Here is an 18055-nt window from a genome sequence, read left to right on the forward strand (position 1 = left end):
GGCTCAGCGATGGTAAGGGTGGTTATTGAGGAGGGTCCAGGCCCGGTACAACTGTTCGGCGACGATGACCCGCACCAGTGGATGCGGAAAGGTCATCCGAGACAGACTCCAGCTTTCCGCGGCGCGCTGCCGGCAGGCGTCCGACAGGCCATCCGGTCCGCCGACCAGCAGGGCGATGTCCCGCCCTTCGCGCAGCCAGCGCGCCAGGACCTCGGCCAGTTCGCGCGTGCTCCAGGCCTTGCCGCCGACGTCCAGCGTAACGATATGCGCATTGCCGCCCACCGCCGCCAGCATCCGCTGACCTTCGTCGGCGAGGATGCGCTGGATGTCGCAATTACGGGTGCGTTTGCCCGGCGCGATCTCGCGCAGCATCAGGGCGCATTCGCGCGGCAGGCGACGGGCATATTCCTCGTACCCCTCGTTGACCCAGGACGGCATGCGCTCGCCCACGCAGACCAGGTTGAGCTGCATGGGGCGGGATCAGGCCACCTGCAGCATGTTTTCCAGCGCCCCGCGGGCCTCGGCGGCGATGGCGGCGGGGACCTCGATCCGGTTGACCACGTGGCCTTCGACCAGATTCTCCAGCACCCAGAGCAGATGCTGGGGGTCGGTCCGGAACATGGTCGAACACATGCACACCGTGGGCGAGAGGAAATGCACCGATTTGCCCTGCGGCTGGACCTCGCGGGCCAGGCGGTTGACCAGGTTGAGCTCCGTGCCCACCAGCCAGCGCGTGTTCGGCTCGGCGGCCCGGACGGTGTTGAGGATGTACTCGGTGGAACCGATGTACTGCGCCTTCTGGCAGACTTCGAAGCTGCACTCGGGATGCACGATCACCCGGGTGTCGGGATACTGCGCGAGGAAACGGTCGATGTGTTCGGGGCGGAACATCTGATGCACCGAGCAGAAACCGGCCCAGAGGATCATCCGCGCCCGCCGGATCTCGTCCTCCGTCAGGCCGCCCAAGGGCTTGCCGAAATCCCAGGTGACCATCTCCTCCAGCGGAATGCCCATGCGATGGCCTGTATTGCGGCCCAGGTGCTGGTCGGGGAAGAACAGGACCTTCCCGCGCCGGGCGAAGCTCCACTCCAGGATTTTCTGCGCGTTGCTGGACGTGCAGACGATGCCGCCGTGGCGCCCGCAGAACGCCTTGAGGTCGGCCGCCGAATTGATGTAGGTGACCGGTGTCACCTCGCTTTCCGGATCGAGCACCGTCGCCAGCTCGCGCCAGCAGCGTTCCACGGCGACCAGGTTCGCCATGTCCGCCATCGAGCAGCCGGCTGCCAGGTCCGGCAAGATAGCCACCTGGTCCGGACGGGACAGGATGTCGGCGACCTCCGCCATGAAATGCACACCGCAGAACACGATGTATTCCGCATCCGACTGCGAGGCCAGACGGGACAGCTTCAGCGAATCACCGGTGAAATCGGCGTGCCGGAACACCTCGTCGCGCTGGTAATGATGGCCGAGGATCACGCAGCGCTTGCCCAGCGCCGCCCGCGCCGCGCGGATGCGGGTTTCGCACTCGGCATCGTCGAGCATCGCGTAATCGTGTATGGATAAAGCGGTTTCACTCATGGACTTCGTTGGCTGCTCTGGCGGAAGGAATGACCAAGTGGGCCAGTATGGTATGACAAAGCGGGCCGACACGGCTCATTTCGGTTTCGCCAGCTCGACGAGGATGATCTCCGCCTCGTTTTCGCCGACGTTCTCGATGCTCATCCATTGCCCGGACTCCCAGAACACCTGGCCCGGTTCATAGGTGTTGGACTGGCCGCCTTCCTCGACCCGCACCCTCCCCCGCACCACGTAGCGCGGCCCCGGCCCTTCGTGGGTATGCAGCGGCGTCTTGTAGCCCACCGGCAGCACCACCCGTGCCACCCGCACGTCGATTCGCGGTGCCGCCGGCTCGAACCCTTTCTCCAAAAGCTCCTGGCGGGAAAAAGCTGCCTCGGCGGCAATGGCCTGGCCGTCCAGGCCGGCGGCAACGGCCAGCAACAGAAGCGGCCAGCCCGTGCGTGATTTCATACCCCTCCCTCCTCAGGCACCCAGTTCCTCGACCTGCGGAACACGCGCGCGCCGCTGCAGCCACATCACACCGAACAGGTCCACGATCCCCACCCACAGCCGGTGCCATGTGCCGTATTTGGAGACGCCCGAAAGGCGGGGTCGGTGATTGACCTCGACCGAGACGACCGGCGCACCGGCCCGCTGGGTCAAGGCTGGCAGGAAACGGTGCATGTGGTCGAAATAAGGAAGCTCCAGAAACAGGGCGCGGGAAAAAACCTTGAGGCCGCAGCCGGTATCCGGCGTATTGTCGCGCAGCAAACCGCCGCGCACGGCATTGGCGATACGCGAGGAGAACCGGCGCCAGCCGGTGTCCTTGCGCTTCCGCCGATAGCCGGCCACCATGCCGCGGCCGGTTTCCCCGCCGAGCCGGTCCAGGGCTTCGAGCAGACGGGGGATGTCCGCGGGATCGTTCTGGCCGTCGCCGTCCAGCGTGGCGATCCACGCTCCCCGCGCCGCCAGGATGCCGGTGCGCAGCGCCGTGCTCTGCCCGCAGCAGCGGACATGCCGGAGCACACGCAGCACGGGTACCGAGGCCTTCAGAGCGCGCAGCTTCTCCAGCGTCCCGTCGGTGCTGCCGTCGTCGACGTAGACGATTTCGTAATCGCCCAGCGGAGTCAGCGCCCGGGTGATTTCGCCGATGAGGGATTCGAGATTGTCTATTTCGTTATGGACGGGAACGACGACCGAAAGGCGCATGGACATACCTTGGAATAGGGACGCTCGATGAGAGCTCAGACGTAATGGACGGCGGGCTCGCCGGCAATGATTTCGCCCACGGCAAAGGCACGCTCGCCCAGGCTGCTCAGCGCCTCCAGGGTACGCGCCTCATCCTCCGGCGCCACACACACGATCATGCCGACGCCGCAGTTGAACGTCCGGAACATCTCCGGAGTCTCCACCCCTCCCTGCCGTTGCAGCCAGCGGAAAATCTCGGGCATGGTCCAGGCGGCGGTGTCGATCCGGGCCGCGGTTCCGACGGGCAGGACGCGCGGAAGGTTCTCGGTGATGCCGCCGCCGGTGATATGGGCCAAGGCATGGACCTCCACGGATTTCAGGAGTTCGAGCAGAGGCTTGACGTAGATCCGGGTCGGCTCCAGCAGCCAGTCGCCCAGGGTGCGGCCGGCGACCGGCGCATCCAGCCCCAGGCCGGAATGATCGACGATCTTGCGGATGAGCGAATAGCCATTGGAATGCGGCCCCGATGACGCAAGGCCGATCAACCGGTCGCCCGGCCTGACCCGGCTGCCGTCGATGATCGCCTCCTTCTCCACCACGCCGACACAGAAGCCGGCCAGATCGTAGTCGCCTCCGGCGTACATGCCCGGCATCTCCGCCGTTTCGCCGCCGACCAGGGCGCAGCCGGCCCGCTCGCAGCCCTGGGCGATGCCGGCGATCACCGAGGCCGCAACGTCCACGTCCAGCCTGCCGGTCGCATAGTAGTCGAGGAAGAACAGCGGCTCGGCACCCTGCACCACGATGTCGTTGGCGCACATCGCCACCAGGTCGATGCCGACGCCGCCGTGGCGGCCCGACTCGATCGCCAGCCGGAGCTTGGTGCCGACCCCATCGGTTCCCGCCACCAGCACCGGCTTGCGGTAGCGATCCACCGGCAGCTCGAACAGCGAACCGAATCCCCCCAACCCCGCCAGTACGCCGGGCCGTACCGTCTTCCGCGCCGCCGGCTTGATGCGCTCCACCAGGGCATTGCCGGCCGCGATGTCGACACCGGCGCTCTTGTAGTCGAAAGAAAGGGGATTTTCGGTTTTCAAGGAGACTCCTGCATGAAGATGGGGCCGCGCGGCCCTCCGGCCGTCCCCTGGCCAAGACGGCGCGCGTTCCGGAAAAGGCGACAGGGTAGTTTACCACCATCGCCCCGTCGTCGTTACTGCCGCCCAAGGCTTGACGGCCTTCACCCATCCGGAGATTATCGAAGTCCCGTAAGGAGTGCGACCATGCGGCCAGAACACATCCCCAACATCATCAGCACCCTCCGGATATTCCTGGTCTACCCGGTCGTCCACCTGATGCTGGCGGAGCGCTACACGGCCGCCCTGGCTCTGTTCGTGGTCGCCGGCGTATCCGACGCGATCGACGGCTTCCTCGCCAAGCACTACGGCTGGCAATCCCGGCTCGGCTCCTACCTGGACCCCCTGGCGGACAAGCTGCTCCTGGTCTGCTGCTTCGTCGCCGGCGCCTGGCTCGGCCTCCTCCCCGTCTGGATGGCCGCCGCCGTCCTCCTCCGCGATGCCGTGATCGTCACCGGCGCCATCGCCTACTACCTGCTGCTGCACCCCTTCGACGGCCAGCCCATCCTCGCCAGCAAGCTGAACACCCTGCTGCAGCTGGCGTTCATCGTCGCCATCCTCTTCAACCGCGGCGTCTCCGAACTGCCCCCGTTCCTGCTCGACGGCCTGCTCGCCGCCACCCTCGCCACGACGATCGCCAGCGGAGCGATCTACGTCTACGTCTGGGGGCGGAACTACCGGCTGGAAACGGCGCAGGGGCGCAGGTGAGGCTTTCCGGGCTTCGCATCCGGCGGTTCTCCGGATGTGCAAGGCGGGTGCTTCGAATGACGCATCGGGCCGGGAACAACCGTCGAGATTCCAGTCAGAAAGGGGCACCTCGAAAAACCGGGGGCTTGGGAAATACCGGACCTGAATTTCCCGGCTGAAGCGCCATGATCGGAGAGAGCCCATGCGCCGCCGAGGAACGCGAAGCCAGGCTGGACCGGCTGGGCGATGTGCTGCGAGGAAGGGAGACGCATATCGACTTCAAGGCGCTGACCGCCGAAATCGACTGGGGGGCAAAAAACCCTGCACGGTCAAGCTGAAGAAGGCCAGGGCGGTCAAAGCCAAGTTCATCCGAAAAGCCAGATAGCGAGAAATGCAAAGCCCCCGCGCCAGGGCGCGGAGCATTAAAGAACACGACTCGGACCCCACGAGGGAGACCTGCACCTAACCAACCGGCTCATCTCGTTACATAATCAAAAAATGAGATCTGCCCACCTCGAACAGGCTCACGGACTCCCCGCGCGGGGCTCACATCCGTGAGCGCCTTTCATTCATTTCCGCCATCGCCCCTGCTCGCGCCATTCGTATCGGCGCTGTGGGTCCACGACGACCTGATGAAGCCGGAGTTGGGGACGTGCACCGTGCTGCCCGACACGGCAAGCTATGTCTGCTTTCTGTGCGGCGATCATCCCATCCAGGCAACGCACAGGCACCGGACCTACACGACGCTGAGCGGCGTGTCGGGCTTTCAGACGCACCGCTTCGACCTCGAAAGCCGGGGAGCCATGTCGGGGGTGACCGTGCGCCTGACCCGCTTCTTCCCCGGCGCGGACACCGCCGCGCTGGGCGGCAAGAGCCACGACTATCCGGAGGAAATCTTCATCGTCTCAGGAAGGCTGTACGATCAAGCCTTCGAGCTGTGGCTGGAAACCGGCCACTATGCCAGCCGCCCGCCGGGCGAAGTCCACGGGCCATTCCGCACCGACGACGGTTGCGTGGTGCTGGAGATTTCGTTTCCGCAGAGGACTGCCGGCTGAGGCAATCGATGCGGAACTCCGAGGGAAAGGAACCGCCGGTCGGCGCCGAGACCCGACCGGCCTCGGCCATCGGCGGGGAAGTCAGCCGCGCGAATCCGGTTCGCGTTCTGGCCCGGTTCCCAGCCAGGCCAAAATGGCTTCGACCGTCCAGGCGGGGTCATCCAGCGGCAGATCGTGTCCCGCGTCCGGATGCATTTTCAACGGCAATCCCCAGTGCCGCGCAATGGCTTCGGAGCACTCCGGGCCGACCAGCCGGTCGCCCCGGCTGCCGAGCACCAGCACGGGGACGGCGGGGGTTTCCGCAGGGGGGCGGTAGCGAGCCGCGGCCCAAAGCTGCCGAAACACGTTGGCCTTGCGGATCGGACGCTGGCGGTAGACTTCGGCCCGCGCCAGCACGCGGACTGGATCCTCCGCGGCAGAACGGCTTGTAAGGCGGAGGATGGCCCGCTCCCTCGCGGCGACGTCGGCCGTCAGCAGCGCTCGCACAACTTCCGGCCAGACGCGCCAGTTCAGGCGGCGGTACAGCGGACTCAGACCGCTCAGGCTGGTGTTGATCAGGACGGCGCCCGCGATTTCACGGGGATGGCGCGCGATCCATTCGAGGGCGACCATCGCCCCGAGAGACAAGGCGAGAAGATAGCGCGGCATGCCGGCTTCCGTTCCGAGTTCGGCGCGGGCGAACTCCATCGTCTCCCGGATGGAAAGCGGGCTGTCGAGACGCCAGTGCCGGCCATTGCCGGGCAGGTCGACCGTCCGGACCCGGGCACCCGGCACGGCGTCGGAGAACACCTGGGGAAACCCGTCCCAATGGGCGCTCTCCCGAACCAGCCCGCGGATGAGCACCCATTCCGCCGGACCGGTCCTCTCAGACATACCAGTAGTCCAGGCCCTGCTGCATGAGCCGGCGGCGCTCGCCGCGATCCAGGCCGGTCCAGGGCTCCGGCGATCGCACCGCGCGGTAGAGCAGGTCGAACAGGAACAGATGACGACGCAGGGTGCGGCGCACGCGGTGGGGCATGCGCGGATTGAATACGCCCAGGATGGAGAACAACTGGCTCCAGTTCTTCCGGATCCAGGCCCAGGAGCCCAGCTCCAGCGTGAAAGGGATGAACTGGCCGGCCGGCTGATCTTCCCGGTAACGGTCGTACAGGTAATCCCACAAATCTCCGTGGGCCAGGTACTGGCGGGACTGCGGCTCCATGCAATAGATGTGGTTGGGATGGGTACGGTCGAGCAGATGTTTGAGCGCCACTGCTTCCGGCAGGTTCGGAAACGGCTCCCGCGTCTTCGCGTAAGGGAACCAGAGTCGGTCCACACGGCCATAACCGGAGTGGACGTCCACGCTCAGGGCGATGCGCGCCGGAAAGATTTCCCGCTGCACGAAGTCGCACAATGCCTGTGCCTCGGTCTGCATCGGTGCATCAGCGGCGCCCTGATACCAAGGCAGACTCGGCGACAGCCGCTGCCCCGCGAACAGATGCCAGGGCGATAGCCCCTCCGCCTGCACCGGCGCGTTGCGCATGAGATCGACGAACTCGCCGTTGGAACGGCGCTTCAGATACATTCCGACGGGATTGACCAGCGGCACCATCAACAGCCGGGTCTTCCGCAGCATCTCCCGGGTCACCTCGTCCCAGCGGGCGAGTTCAAGGATGGTGCGCAGATAGGCGATCACCACCCGGGTACCAATGCGTTCGAGGCCGTGCACGCCGCCGAACAGCGCCAGCACCGGTGTGGTCGGATCGGCGGGGCCGAAACTTATCGCAAGCAGCGGAAAACTCTCCTCGCCGTGCCGCAGCCGCGCCAGGGTTTCGACCCGGCCGAGTTCGGGAAACTCCTTCAGATGTTCCACCAGCAGCAGGATTTCGCGCAGTTCCGGCAATCCCCGCAGCAGGTTGCGCGTGAGTGGCTGGGATTCATCCTCGGCCCGGAAGATGTGCTCTTGGGATGCGATCATGGCGCGGGCATTGTAAATGTATGGGGAGGAGGGTCAACCCGGATTCACCCCGTCTCCAATACCGACTGTAACACTACTTTTGATACGCTAGATGCGGGCACCAAACCTGGACCGCCCGACCAAACAAATATAACCGACCGGGAGAACCTCTTGATGCCGACCGACACCCACACGATTGCCCGGACCGCCAAGCGGCCGGTTCGCTTCGCCTGCTGCATTTCGGCGCTGTTGGGCGCAATGACTGCGGACCCCAGCCTAGCCGACTGGGTGGAGCAAGGCCCTGGCCCGACCATCAACGGCCAGACGGAAGGCCTCAAAGATCCGCGCAACCCCGTGTCGGGCGCCATCAACGCCATCGTGCCCGACCCGTCGAATGGCGACATTCTTTACGTGGGCACGGTCAATGGCGGAGTTTGGAAAACGACCAATGCAAAAGATGTCTCCCCCAACTGGACACCCTTGACGGACTCTCAGCTGCCGGCACTTTCCATCGCCTCGCTAGCCTCCAGCCCCCTCAACCGCAACCGGCTGTTTGCCGGCACCGGCAGCACCAGCTCCAACGGCGGCGAGGGAAACCCCGGCTTCGGCATCGCCCGCTCCGATGACGGCGGTACCTCATGGAAGGTGCTGGCGACGGACACGTTCAAGGACAAGCGCGTGACCAGCATCGTGCCCACGGCGATGGATGACGGAAACGTGGTGCTGGCTGCCAACTTTTACGAAAAAGGCGGCGTCTACCGCAGCACTGACGGCGGAGAGAAATTCGAGCGCATTTCGGGCAAGGACGGATCGGGACTGCCGGACGCCGGGGTCAGCAGCCTCATTGCCGATCCCGCCGCCCCGCAAAGACTATACGCGGCGATCCCGGCCGTTGCCCCCTCGCTTTCACCCGACAGAGGCCCCGAGCCGAATTCCGGACAACCCGGCATCTACCGCAGCGACAATGGCGGCGTCACCTGGTCGCGCATGGGCACTGCACCCGTGGACGGCCCCGACCCGTCGTTGCGTATCCTGCTGTCCCTCCATCACTCCGAAGGCGGCAATGTGCTTTACGCCGCCGTGGCCGTCCAGAAAAAGAAGACGGACAAAAGCGGGAAAGAGGAATACAAAGACGTATGGGACAGCGTGTACCGATCCTCCGATCGAGGGGCAAACTGGACGAAGCTTCCGGACATACCGAATGTATCCCCTGGAGCACAGGCATCCATTCATGGCGCATTGCTCGCCGACATCGGCGACCCGAATGCCGTATATCTCAGTGGTGACGTCCAGACCGGACCAGCCAACGGCGGGAACATTTCGGTAACCAATCCTAACGCCCTGGGCTGCACCAGGTGGAGCGCCAACGTCTACCGCTACAACGGCAGGAGATGGGAACCCGCCGTCTGCAAAGGCGCCAACGGCACCTCACCCCACGCCGATTCGCGGAACATGGTGTTCGATGCCGACGGCAATCTCCTGCAGGCCAACGACGGCGGAATCTATCGACTGGTCAAGCCCGCTGACCGCAAGCGCCGCCGCTGGGTTTCCGTGCTCGGGAATCTCCGGTTGGCGGAAACCATCTCCGCAGCTTACGATCCCCTCAGCGGCTTGGCGTTCTGCGGCACCCAGGACAACGGCTCCGCCGCCCAAACGGCTCAAAACGACTTCTCCTGGAAGACGCTCATCGAAGGCGACGGCGGCGTGGTCGCCGTGGACTCGGATGTAAATGGTCATCCGGGCAAATCGATTCGTTACTACACCTACGCAGAACTCGGATTCTTCACCCGATCGGCCTGGAATGCCCGGGGCCGCATGATCAAGGGGTCGGAGCAAGCCGTCAGGCTTCGAGTCAAGGGGACCGGCAAGCCTTTGACGAGGGTCGACGACACCGTGCAGTTCTACAACCGTTACGTCCTCAACCTCGTCGATCCGAAGCGGATGCTCATCGGCACGACGAAGCTTTACGAATCCTTGAACCGCGGCGACCTGCTCGATGCCATATACGAAGGCGACGGCTATGTAAAAGCCCTGGCTTACGGCGGCCGCCGGCAGGGCGCCGAATTCGCGGACGTCTTGTATGCGGGCACCAGCAGCAGACAGGATCCCCAGCCCGAAGACGATGACGTTGAAAAATCCCTTCCCACGGCTGGAGTCGCCAACGCTGAAGAACCGGAGGCAACCGGAGAAACCAACGGGCGGATTCTGCACCGCACGAACGTTGGCGAGCAGGTTGCCGCCTTGGCCAGCTACAAGGGCAGCGGTGTCGTCGATCTCGCCATCGATCCGCAGGACTATGGGCACGTCTTCGTCGTGGACGACAAAGACCGGATTTGGGCTTCTTTCGACGAAGGTCAGAGCTGGAGCGAACTCACCGCAAACCTGAAAGACCTGCTGAAAGGTCCGGTCAAGACCCTTACGGTGAAAGGCGCCGATTCGTACTCCCCGGACACCGTGCTGGTCGCGGGTGGCGGCTATGGCGTCGCGCAACTCCGCAGTCCCGAGACCCGAGGAGACTGGGCGACCGTGGATAAAGGACTGGCCAATGCGCTCGTGAACGACCTGCGCTATGACGGCGAACACCATGTGCTCGTCGCCGCCACCCTCGGACGAGGCGTTTGGACCGTCGGCTTCAAGTAGGCGGCGCCTTTCCCATCCCGGCAACAGTCCCGCTGCCGGGATGATCTGATCCGAGGCTTCCGACGCCGGCACCCGGACGCTGTAAAATCGCCGGTGATTTTCTGCGTGACAGGGACATGACGGTGATTGAGCGGCTCAAATCCAACTGGAAGGACAAACGAAACCTTTGTCTGGCATTCGCCCTCCTGACGCTCGCCTCCCCCCCCTGCCTCGCAGACCCGACGGACCGGGAGACCAGTCTGCCCGCGGCCTTGAACGGCGAACTGGACTACCTGCTCGGCTTCGTCGGCAAGAACCGGCTCGATCCCCACCGGTTCGACGCCGCCCGCATCGGCCGGCTCCTCGATTTCGTCGCAAGCCCAAAAGACGAAGCGAGGCTCTACCGCGCCGGGGAGCGCAATGGCGCCGCCTCGGCCTACTACGAATCTGATCTCCGCCGCAGCCTGGACCACCTGCTCCGCCTGACCTACAGCAACGACATTCCTTCGGTATTCTCCGCCCCCTCCACCGTGCGTACCGAGCGCTGGACCACGGTCGACGCCCCGGGACAAAGGCTGCCGGAACTGTGGGCCCAGCCGACCGCGCCGGACAAGCCGGTCGTGGTCACCGGAATGGAGCACCTGGTCAATTCGCCGGACAGCCACTCCGGCGCCTATTACGAATACGACCTGTACCGCACCCTCCTCCTGACCCGGGTGGGCGGACGCAAACTCTTGATCAGCCTCTCCAGCCAGACCGGTGAGTCCAGGGTCGGGCGCAAGGGCATCATCGTAGGACCGGACGACAACTGGGACTATCTCTACACCGACCAGACCGGTCTGAACCGCACGGGACTCGGCTGGGCCAGCACCTATATGTACGGCTCGCAATCGGTGGCGTTCTACCTCGAAACCGAGACCAGCCCGCCGAAAACGCGCTTCGGCGCGTTCAAATGGATCCGAGCCGGCTGGGCCGGCATCAACGTGGTCAACAGCCAACACATCTTCAGCGGCCTGCGGCGCTTCGGCGATGTGTTCAAGCGGATCGCCGAGCATCCCCGCACCGACGACACCGCGGTACTGGCCCGGAACTTCCGCGCCGTGGCGCGCCTGCCACAGTCCCGCCTGAAGCGGCTCACACAGGACTACCTCGCCGGATTGCGGAAGCGCTGCGAGGAAGAAGGCCTGCTCGCCGACGGCGAGGTACAGGCGCTGTTTCGCGACGGGCACTACCTGGACTCACTGAGCCGGGAAGACATGGAATCCATCCTGGCCATCGAGTACGCCAAACAGATACTCGGCAAACCGCACTACGTCGAACTCGCCGATGAATTCGTGCAGATGGAATGACTCACATCGCCTTGTCGTCGCGGCAAAAAAACATTCTTCATCCTACTGCAACCGCCATGTCACGGTCGGCTGCTAGCCTTCCGGGTTCCATCCACCCGAGGTGACCGACCCATGACCAAGAAAATGCAGTTGTCCACCGTCGCCGCGGCCCTGTTCGCCGCGAACGCCTGCCATGCCGGCATAGACCTCATTGCGATCGGCAGCGCCGATCCCGCCTCCTTCGACCGGGCGGCCAGAACCCACGCTCCCTTGGAAGCCGGGGTCAGCGGCAACGTTCTCGGCGGCCTGGGCTCCGGACTGGCCTGGGCCGGCGGCTCCCTGTTCCTCGCGCTGCCCGACCGCGGTCCGAACGCCACGCCTTACAACCCGCTGGTGGATGACACCGCCTCCTACATCAACCGCTTCCAGACCTTCGATTTCCAGCTCAAGCGCAACGGCGGCGGATCGGGTCTCCCCTTCACCCTGACACCCGTGCTGCTTTCCACCACTCTCTTCTTCAGCGCCACTCCGCTCGTCTACGGAACCGGCGCCCTCGGCACGGACGAAAGCCACACCCTGGGGAGCGGCGCACCGGCATTGAACGGCAGGCGCAGCTTCTATTTCACCGGCCGCTCGGACAATTTCGACCCCGCCGCCCCCTCGACCAACCCCGACAACGGCAGGCTGGACCCGGAAGGCATCCGTCTCTCCAATGACGGTCGCAGCGTCTTCGTCTCCGACGAATACGGCCCCTACGTTTACCAGTTCGACCGTCTCAGCGGTAAACGGATCAAATCGTTCACGCTGCCCGACCACTTCGCCGTCACAACCCCGAGCCCCAGAAGCGCTGACGAAATCGCCGGCAACACGGTGGGGCGCATCGCCAACAAGGGCATGGAGGGCCTGGCCATCACCCCGGACGGCAAGACCCTGGTTGGCGTCATGCAGGCCAACCTGACACAGGACAAGAAGAACAGCGTCCGTATCGTCACCCTCGGCATCGCGACCGGCGTGACCCACGAATACGCCTACCGGCTGACGGAAGGCTCCGGCGTCAGCGAAATCCTCGCGATCAACGATCACGAGTTCCTGGTGGACGAACGCGATGGCAAGGGACTGGGCGACGACAGCGCCGCCAAGGTCAAGAAGCTGTTCAAGATCGACCTCGCCGGCGCCGCCGACGTGAGTGGAATCAGCGGCGACCTGTCCGCCTACGCCGTCCCCAAGACCCTGTTCCTGGACTTCAAGGCGGCCCTGGCCGACGCCGGCATCAGCGCCTACGACATCCCCTCCAAGATCGAAGGCATCGCGTTCGGCCCGGATGTCACGATCGACGGCCGGAAGCGACACACGCTGTTCGTCGCCAACGACAACGACTTCCTGCCCAGCATCACCGACTCCAACCACCCCGACGGCGTCGCCAATCCGAACAACTTCTACGTGTTCGCCTTCGACGATGCCGACCTGGGCACCGACGCGGGAGGAAAGCCGACGGTGTTCCAGAAACAAAAGATCGCAGGAGCCTCCTTCACCTTCAGGTGAAGCCACCGGAGGGAGACGCGCTGCCGGTCCTGACCGGGTCTGGCGTGATCAAACCCGGCCCAGGCTCCGCACCGCTTCGGCTACGTCCCTGCTGAACCGGGCCAACGCCCGGTTCATGGCGGCCACGGTCGCCCGGTAGTCCGTGCCGGCGGCTGGCTCCGCGTAGCGGGATTCACGGACCAGCAGTTCGGTCTTGCCGTCGCCGCTGGACACCGACCAGCGCACGCTCAGCACCGCCTCCCCGCCGCTCCCTTCGAAGCGGGTCACCTTCACCACGAGCTGATAGTCCACCTGGGCGGAACGCTTCCAAGGGTAGGTCACCACTTTCCGGCTCGGAAGGCGCGTCGCGAGGTTTTCCGCGAGCACCTGGGTCACGCCGTCTTTGAGCGACTCCGCCCATTTGTCGAACTCGGCGAGCTGGAGCTCGTTCTGGCCTCTCCGCGTCACGATCTGGGGACGGTCCAGGTACTCCGGCAATTCGACCGGGCCCACGCCGAGTGCGATCTCGCGCTCCTGACCGGCAAGCGCACGGGCCGGCTCCTGGACGGCGGAGAGCACGTAGAAGCGGGTGTCGGGGCTGGTGCCGCAGCCGGTCAGCAACAGCGCGCCGAGGCTCGCCGTCAGAAAAGTCGATCGCATCGCGGGTTCCCTCATGGCTTGCCTCCCGATCCACCCTTGCCGTGCAGCAGGGCTTCCGGATGGCGTTCGAGATAGTCGGTCAGGGCGCGGATGGAACGGGCGGAGGCGGCGAGTTCTTCCAGCGCGTTGCTGATGTCCACCGCCATCGCCGAGCCCGGTTCGAGCTGCTCCAGCACCCTGGCGGTGGAGCTGAGGCTCTTTTCCGCCGCCGCGGTGAGGGTCACCATTTCCCGGTCCGCAGTCTGGGCCAGATGACGCAGGTCCTTCAGGGCAAGGTTCAGGGAACCGACGGCCTCCTTGAGTTCCGGCGAATTGAGCAGGCGATTGCTGCCTTGCACGGTGCCGAGCAGCTCCTGGCCGATCTTGTCCAGGGGTATCTTCTTGAGGTTCGCAATGATCTCGGTGACGTTGCGCTGCAGTTCGTCCGCCACCGAGGGCAGAGTCGGCAGCTCGGGGTACTGGCCACTGTAATCCAGGCTTTTCGGCGGGCTTTCCGGATAGAAGTCGAGGTCGACGTAAAGCTGCCCGGTCAGGAGGTTGCCGGTCCTGAGCCGGGCGCGGAGACCACGCTCCACCAGTTTTTCCATGAAGGGGCGGCGGCCGGCCTCCATCGCCGCCTTATATTCCTTCTTCGCCCGCTCGATGATTTCCTCCGCGCCATAGGGAATGAGCCGCTCGGGGTCGATTTCGATGACCACGGGAATCCGGATCTTATGCGCGCCGAAATCCAGCGCGAGCTTCAACTCGGTCACCGTGCCGACCCGGATGCCCTTGAGTTCGACCGGCGCGCCCACGTTCAACCCCCGCACGGAGTCGTCGAAGAACAGCAGATAAGGCTGGCGCAGCGTATAGGTCCCTTCGGCGATGCTGGCGAAATCCTTGTGCAGCCTGAAACGGGTATTGGGCTCGCTGGACTGCACCTTGGGATCGTTGAGTGTCGGCGTTTCGAACGTGATGCCCCCCTGGAGCAGGGACATGATCGAACCGACCTTGAGGTTGACGCCCTGGGCACTGAGGGACAGATCGATCCCGCTGACCTGCCAGAAGCGGGTACTGTTATGTACGAGGCGGTGATAAGGCGCGTCGATGAAGATTTCGACCTGGACACTCCGGTTGTCCTCGGCCAGCCCGACGTTCACCACCTGCCCGACCTCGATGTCACGGAAATAGACCGGCGTGCCGTATTTCAGCGGCCCCGCATTGTCCGCCGAGAGGAAAAACGAGCGACCCGGAGTGTCCGCCTTGATCCGGGGCGGACGCTCGAGTCCGACGAATCTGCGGACGACCTTGCCGCCACCGAACTCGACGGCGATGTAGTTTCCTGCCATCAGCGTGTCCAGACCGGAGACGCCGCCCAGCCCCAATTCCGGCTTCACCACCCAGAAGGCGGTGTTTTCACCGAGGTGGGTGGCGACGTGTTTCTCCATCTTGGCGGTGACGACGACCCCCGTCAGGTCCTCGTTCAGCACCACCGATTCGACCGTGCCGATCTCCACGTCTTTGAACTTGATCTTGCTTTTCCCCGCCTCGAGCCCTGGCGCCTCCTTGAACAGCAACGTGATGGTGGGTCCCTCCTCGCTCAGCGTCCTATAGGCCAGCCAGATACCGATACCCAATGCTACCAGCGGGATCAGCCAGACCAGCGGCAGGCCGCGGGAGGTTTTGACCTCCGCCTCCCAGACATCGTAGTCCGGCGCGCCGCCGGCGCCTTCCTTTGGGGATTCGTTCATTGCTGCATCCAGTAACCCGCCTCGGGGCCGGGGTGGGAAGAAACCTCGCCGTCCTTCGACGCCATGCGATCCCAGATCAGGCGGGGATCGAAACTCATCGCCGCGAACATGGTCACCACGACCACGCCGCCGAACGCCACGGCGCCGGCGCCGGCCTCGATGGTCGCCAGGGCGCCCAGTTCGACCACCGCCACCAGGATGGTGATCACGAAAATGTCGATCATCGACCAGCGTCCGATCGATTCGGTGAGCCGGTAAAGCACGGTGCGCTCCCACGGCCGCCAAGACGAACCGAACTGGACCGACAGCAGCAAAAAGGTCATTACCAGGAGTTTGAGCACCGGCACTACGATGCTGGCAAAGAACACCAGCAGGGCCAGCGGCCACATCCCGCCCACGATCAGTTCCTTGACGCCGCTGAGGATGGTGTCGGGCTCGCCCCGGCCGGACATCGTCACGGTCATGACCGGCAGCAGATTGGCGGGAATGTAAAGGATGTAAGCCGTCAGCGTCAGCGCCCAGGTCCGCGCCAGGCTGTTGGGTTTGCGCCGGTGCAGGACCGCGCCACAGCGCGGACAGCGGGGACGGACCGAGCCGGGCAGCGGCCGGCTGAGCAGACGGCAGCAGTGGCAGAGCAGGTAGCCGGCTTCGGCGGCGGTCTTCTGATGCTCAGCCACCGGCGGCCTCCAGCCGTTCCCAGATCTCGTGATCATCCAGCACGGCATCCCCCGCCGCCATGGACACCATCAGTCCGGCGAAGGAATAGAGGGCAAGGCCCGGCGAGAGAACGGCCAGATCGGCCAGTTTGACCACGGCCACCAGGATGCCCAGCATGAACACCTCCGTCATGGCCCAGGGCGACAACTGCTCCATCCAACGGAACACCCGCTCCGCCTTCGGCGCCCGCCGTCCGAACAGCCACAGCGGCAGCAGCACGTAGAAGAGGCAAAGCATCTTGGCCAGTGGCGCCAGCAAAGTGACGACGAACACCAGCACGGAAATCTCCCAATAGCCTTGCGAATAGAGCTCCTCGATGCCGGTCAGCAACGAGCCCTCCTGAACCCGCCCGGCGATGTTCATCCTCAGCAAGGGATAAGCATTGGCCAGGATGAACAGGACCAGGCTGGTGCATGCCAGCGCGAGCGGCTGATCCATCCTGCTGCGCTTGCGTTGAAACAGAACCGCACCACAACGGGGGCAACGCGCCTTCTGTCCCGGCTGCAACCGGGGTTTGCGGAACAGCAGATCACAGTCGTGGCAGGCGACGAGGGCGTACTCGGCGACTGCATACTCGCTCGTGCCGGATCCCATCATGGCCGCCAGCCGGTCCGCCTAGACGCCGCGCCCGATGGCACGGTGGCCGATGTCCCTGCGCCAATACGCGTCTGGCCAGCGGATCTTCTCCACCAGCCGGTAGGCGGCGGCCTGCGCCTGTGCGACGGTCTTCCCCAACGCCGTGACGCAGAGTACCCGGCCGCCGGCCGTGACCACCCGGCCGCCGTCCAGACGGGTTCCCGCATGGAACACCTTGGCGCCAGGCGCGATCGCCAGTCCCAGCCCTTCGATCACGTCGTCTTTACGATAATCGAACGGATATCCCCCGGCGGCCATGACCACTCCGAGCGCGACACGCGGATCCCAGTCGGCCTTCACCACGTCGAGCCGCCCCTCCTCCGCGGCGCAGCAGAGATCCACCAGGTCACTGCGCAGTCGCATCATGATGGGCTGGGTTTCCGGATCGCCGAAACGGCAGTTGAACTCCAGCACCTTGCAACCGCCGTCCGGAGCGACCATCAATCCGGCATAGAGAAACCCGGTGTAGGGCATCCCGTCCGCCTTCATGCCGGCGAGCGTCGGCAGAATGATTTCCTCCATCACCCGCTGGTGGATTTCCGGCGTCACCACCGGTGCCGGGGAATAGGCCCCCATACCGCCGGTGTTCGGGCCGCGATCGCCTTCGTCGCGCGCCTTGTGATCCTGCGAAGTCGCCATCGGCAAGGCGTGCTCGCCGTCCGCCATGACGATGAAGCTGGCTTCCTCCCCCGGCAGGAACTCCTCGACCACCACCCGGTGCCCGGCGCTGCCGAAGGCGTCGCCGGCCAGCATGTCGCGCACCGCCGCGATCGCCTCGTCCTCGCTCTGCGCCACGATCACGCCCTTGCCGGCCGCCAGCCCATCGGCCTTGACCACGATGGGCGCGCCTTTTCGGCGGATGTAGTCCTCGGCTTCCCCGGCATCGGTGAAAACCTGGTATGCCGCGGTCGGAATGCCATGGCGGGCCAGGAAATCCTTGCAAAACGCCTTGGAGCCCTCCAACTGGGCCGCCTGCCGGGTCGGCCCGAAACAGGCCAGTCCCGCGGCCCGGAAGGCGTCGACGATACCGGCGACCAGCGGCGCCTCGGGACCGACGATGGTGAGCGTCACACCCGCTGCCTTGGCAAACTCCAGCAGGCCCGCCACATCGTCCGCCGCGATGGTCACGTTCTCCACGCCAGGCTCCAAGGCCGTGCCAGCGTTGCCGGGAGCCACGAATACTTTGCGTACGCGGGGTGACTGGGCGGCTTTCCAGGCCAGCGCGTGTTCGCGGCCACCGCTGCCCACGATGAGGATTTTCATGAAATGCGAGACTCCGGATCGATTTAGG

At 64.9% G+C, this 18055-nt stretch carries 18 protein-coding genes; 6 read left to right on the forward strand and 12 right to left on the reverse strand.

Translation table 11 applies throughout. The features are described from left to right. Positions 1-3: 3 nt before the first annotated feature. The 5 genes from rlmH to purM all read right to left on the reverse strand — a co-directional run bounded on the left by rlmH (position 4) and on the right by purM (position 3839). Positions 4-471: a 23S rRNA (pseudouridine(1915)-N(3))-methyltransferase RlmH gene (gene rlmH / locus H156_RS0109055; RefSeq protein WP_017365222.1), complete on the reverse strand. Its 468-nt coding sequence runs from the start codon at positions 469-471 to the stop codon at positions 4-6. A 9-nt stretch (positions 472-480) separates the two neighbouring features. Next, positions 481-1578, reverse strand: coding sequence for a quinolinate synthase NadA (gene nadA / locus H156_RS0109060; RefSeq protein ID WP_026045936.1), 1098 nt, complete (start codon positions 1576-1578; stop codon positions 481-483). Between the two features lie 75 nt (positions 1579-1653). Further along, positions 1654-2028, reverse strand: a complete 375-nt coding sequence (locus tag H156_RS0109065; protein ID WP_010959735.1) for a cupin domain-containing protein — start codon at positions 2026-2028, stop codon at positions 1654-1656. A gap of 12 nt (positions 2029-2040) precedes the next feature. Continuing rightward, positions 2041-2772: a glycosyltransferase family 2 protein gene (locus H156_RS0109070; protein WP_017365224.1), complete on the reverse strand. Its 732-nt coding sequence runs from the start codon at positions 2770-2772 to the stop codon at positions 2041-2043. Positions 2773-2801: 29 nt separating this feature from the next. Beyond that, complete coding sequence (gene purM, locus H156_RS0109075; protein WP_017365225.1) at positions 2802-3839, reverse strand: phosphoribosylformylglycinamidine cyclo-ligase; 1038 nt, start codon at positions 3837-3839, stop codon at positions 2802-2804. A gap of 183 nt (positions 3840-4022) precedes the next feature. Here purM and H156_RS0109080 point away from each other — a divergent pair, with 183 nt between their 5' ends. From H156_RS0109080 to H156_RS0109090, 3 genes are all read left to right on the forward strand, one after another. After that, the gene (locus H156_RS0109080; protein ID WP_010959732.1) at positions 4023-4583 is read left to right on the forward strand and encodes a CDP-alcohol phosphatidyltransferase family protein; all 561 of its coding nucleotides are present in this window, start codon (positions 4023-4025) and stop codon (positions 4581-4583) included. A gap of 164 nt (positions 4584-4747) precedes the next feature. Continuing rightward, on the forward strand, positions 4748-4900 hold the full coding sequence (locus tag H156_RS17025; RefSeq protein WP_017365226.1) for a hypothetical protein: 153 nt from the start codon (positions 4748-4750) through the stop codon (positions 4898-4900). 216 nt (positions 4901-5116) lie between these two features. Then, on the forward strand, positions 5117-5617 hold the full coding sequence (locus tag H156_RS0109090) for a DUF6597 domain-containing transcriptional factor (RefSeq protein WP_017365227.1): 501 nt from the start codon (positions 5117-5119) through the stop codon (positions 5615-5617). Positions 5618-5698: 81 nt separating this feature from the next. Here H156_RS0109090 and H156_RS0109095 read toward each other — a convergent pair whose 3' ends face one another. Further along, positions 5699-6490 (reverse strand): alpha/beta fold hydrolase, encoded by a 792-nt coding sequence (locus H156_RS0109095; RefSeq protein ID WP_017365228.1) that lies wholly within the window; start codon positions 6488-6490, stop codon positions 5699-5701. Continuing rightward, on the reverse strand, positions 6483-7499 hold the full coding sequence (locus H156_RS0109100; RefSeq protein WP_428829183.1) for a M14 family zinc carboxypeptidase: 1017 nt from the start codon (positions 7497-7499) through the stop codon (positions 6483-6485). Before H156_RS0109100 ends, H156_RS0109095 begins: the two co-directional genes overlap by 8 nt. Here H156_RS0109100 and H156_RS0109105 point away from each other — a divergent pair. The 3 genes from H156_RS0109105 to H156_RS0109115 all read left to right on the forward strand — a co-directional run bounded on the left by H156_RS0109105 (position 7461) and on the right by H156_RS0109115 (position 13042). Next, positions 7461-10193 carry a WD40/YVTN/BNR-like repeat-containing protein gene (locus H156_RS0109105; protein ID WP_211221993.1) on the forward strand — a complete coding sequence of 911 codons (2733 nt, stop codon included), beginning with the start codon at positions 7461-7463 and terminating at the stop codon, positions 10191-10193. The two genes, H156_RS0109100 and H156_RS0109105, sit on opposite strands and share 39 nt — an antisense overlap. 116 nt (positions 10194-10309) lie before the next feature. Then, positions 10310-11521, forward strand: coding sequence for a hypothetical protein (locus H156_RS0109110; protein ID WP_017365231.1), 1212 nt, complete (start codon positions 10310-10312; stop codon positions 11519-11521). 111 nt (positions 11522-11632) lie between these two features. Continuing rightward, positions 11633-13042, forward strand: coding sequence for an esterase-like activity of phytase family protein (locus H156_RS0109115; protein WP_017365232.1), 1410 nt, complete (start codon positions 11633-11635; stop codon positions 13040-13042). 48 nt (positions 13043-13090) lie between these two features. On the opposite strand, the gene H156_RS0109120 is transcribed toward H156_RS0109115, so the two are convergent. Genes H156_RS0109120 through purD form a run of 5 tightly spaced genes read right to left on the reverse strand, consistent with a single transcriptional unit; the run spans position 13091 to position 18027 of the window. Further along, positions 13091-13696 carry a PqiC family protein gene (locus H156_RS0109120; protein ID WP_017365233.1) on the reverse strand — a complete coding sequence of 202 codons (606 nt, stop codon included), beginning with the start codon at positions 13694-13696 and terminating at the stop codon, positions 13091-13093. Next, positions 13693-15411: a PqiB family protein gene (locus H156_RS0109125; RefSeq protein ID WP_017365234.1), complete on the reverse strand. Its 1719-nt coding sequence runs from the start codon at positions 15409-15411 to the stop codon at positions 13693-13695. Before H156_RS0109125 ends, H156_RS0109120 begins: the two co-directional genes overlap by 4 nt. Continuing rightward, a complete protein-coding gene (locus H156_RS0109130; RefSeq protein WP_017365235.1) occupies positions 15408-16088 on the reverse strand; it encodes a paraquat-inducible protein A in 681 nt (226 codons plus the stop codon). The genes H156_RS0109125 and H156_RS0109130 overlap by 4 nt, the downstream gene beginning before the upstream one ends. Next, the gene (locus H156_RS0109135) at positions 16081-16725 is read right to left on the reverse strand and encodes a paraquat-inducible protein A (protein WP_026045939.1); all 645 of its coding nucleotides are present in this window, start codon (positions 16723-16725) and stop codon (positions 16081-16083) included. Before H156_RS0109135 ends, H156_RS0109130 begins: the two co-directional genes overlap by 8 nt. An 18-nt stretch (positions 16726-16743) precedes the next feature. Next, entirely contained in the window at positions 16744-18027 is a 1284-nt protein-coding gene (purD, locus tag H156_RS0109140; RefSeq protein ID WP_010959722.1) for a phosphoribosylamine--glycine ligase, read from the reverse strand. Positions 18028-18055 lie beyond the last annotated feature (28 nt).

The organism is Methylococcus capsulatus str. Texas = ATCC 19069 (assembly GCF_000424685.1).
Taxonomy (GTDB): domain Bacteria; phylum Pseudomonadota; class Gammaproteobacteria; order Methylococcales; family Methylococcaceae; genus Methylococcus; species Methylococcus capsulatus.